The 1,789-nt window shown below is 77.6% G+C and carries 2 protein-coding genes; both read right to left on the bottom strand.

Translation table 11 applies throughout. The annotated features are described in order from the left end of the window. Positions 1–119 precede the first annotated feature (119 nt). The gene (locus GTR00_RS20115) at positions 120–1,061 is read right to left on the bottom strand and encodes a COX15/CtaA family protein (RefSeq protein ID WP_166613312.1); all 942 of its coding nucleotides are present in this window, start codon (positions 1,059–1,061) and stop codon (positions 120–122) included. A 37-nt stretch (positions 1,062–1,098) separates the two neighbouring features. Further along, on the bottom strand, positions 1,099–1,789 hold a 691-nt coding region (locus tag GTR00_RS20110), incomplete at its 5' end, for an ABC transporter permease (protein WP_166613311.1).

Genomic DNA, 1,789 nt, shown 5'->3' with positions numbered 1-1,789 from the left:
CCCCCTCGGCGCCCGGGCGCGGACCGGACCGGGACGCCCCGCCGCCGGCACCCCCGACGCGCGGACGCCGGGCACCCCCGTGGCGGGGGGGCCCGGCGTCCGCGCGGCGCGGGGGTCGCTCAGGCGGCGGCCGCCGCCGGTGCCGGGCTGGCGGGGACCGCCTCGCGGGGCACGGTCAGGGCGCACAGCAGCCGCACCTGGAAGACGACCAGGGCGCAGGCGCCGGCCATGTGCACGGCGACCAGGACCCAGGGCAGGTCGGTGAAGTACTGGGTGTAGCCGACGACGGCCTGGGCCAGCGTGACCAGCAGCAGGTGCACGGAGGCGCGGCGGGCCAGCGGCGGGGCCGTGGTGGCGCGCAGGGCCACCACGAGGCCGACGAGCAGGCCGGTGTAGGCCATGACGAGGTCGGCGTGCAGCCAGCTGACGGACTGCGGGTCCAGGCCGAAGCGCGCCGGCTCGTCGGCGTCGCCGGAGTGCGGCCCGGAGCCGGTGACGACGGTGCCGACGACGACGACGGCGTACAGGACGACGGCGGACAGCCACGCGGCCCCGCGCACCTCCCGGCGCACCGCGGAGCGCCGCGGGCCGGCGGGCTCCAGGCCGCGGCGCCACAGGACCGTGGAGGCGGTCACCAGCAGCACCGAGACGAGGAAGTGCGTCATGACGATGCCGGGGTGCAGGTCCGTGTGCACGGTGATGCCGCCGATGACGGCCTGGGCGAGGATGCCGAAGACGACCACCGCGACGTACGGGAGCAGGTCGCGGCGGCGGTTGCGCCAGACCACGACCAGGCAGGCGAGCGCGACGACGCCCACGAGGCCGGTCAGGGTGCGGTTGCCGAACTCGATCCACTTGTGGAAGCCCTCCTCCTGCACCACCACGGGGGTGTAGGAGCCGGGCACGCACTGCGGCCAGGTGGGGCAGCCCAGGCCGGAACCGGTCAGGCGCACGATGCCGCCGGTGACCACGATGAGGCTCTCGGCGAGCACGTTGATCAGGAGCACCAGGGAGCTCCACGGGCCCAGGGCGCCGGCGCGGGCGGGCGCGGGCGCGCGCACCCCAGCGGCTTCGGAGGTCAGTCCCACGTCGTGCTCACTACTCCCAGGAGAACCATCGGGCGGACGCGGCGGTCGCGGCGACCGCCCACGCGAGGAGGACGAGCAGCGGGCCGGCGGCCAGGGCGTGCTCGGTGAGGGCGGTGCGCAGCGCGGCGCCGAGGGCGCCGGAGGGCAGCGCGGAGGTGAGGGCCGGCACGGGCGAGGGCAGCACGAGGCCGCCGCCGGCCAGCAGCAGCACCCACGCGAAGTTGGCGGCGGCGAGGGTGGCCTCGGCGCGCACGGTGCCGGCCAGCAGCAGCGCCAGGGCGGTGAAGGCCGCGCAGCCGAGCCCGAGGGCCGGCAGCGCGGCGAGCAGGCCGAGGGGGTCGGGGCGCCAGCCGCACGCGGCGGCGACGGCGCACAGGACGAGCACCTGCACCGCGACGAGCAGGCCCACGGCGCCGGCCTTGCCGGCCAGCAGGCCGGTGCGGCCCAGCGGGCTGGTGGCCAGCAGGCGCAGCACGCCGTTGCGGCGGTCGAAGCCGGTGGCGATGGCCTGGCCGGTGAAGGCGGTGGAGACCACCGCCAGGGCGAGCACCCCGGCCAGGGCCAGGGAGGGGCGGTCGCCGCCGCCGAGGTCGACGGCGGTGGTGCGGACGGCGGCGACCAGGACGATGACGGGCAGCACGAGGGTGAGCAGCAGCTGCTCGCCGTTGCGCAGCGCGATGCGCGCCTCGAGGCCGGCTTGG

This window comes from Kineococcus indalonis, assembly GCF_009906395.1.
GTDB lineage: Bacteria > Actinomycetota > Actinomycetes > Actinomycetales > Kineococcaceae > Kineococcus > Kineococcus indalonis.
Note: the sequence above shows the minus strand (reverse complement) of the source record. Positions and strands in the feature narration are given on the sequence as shown.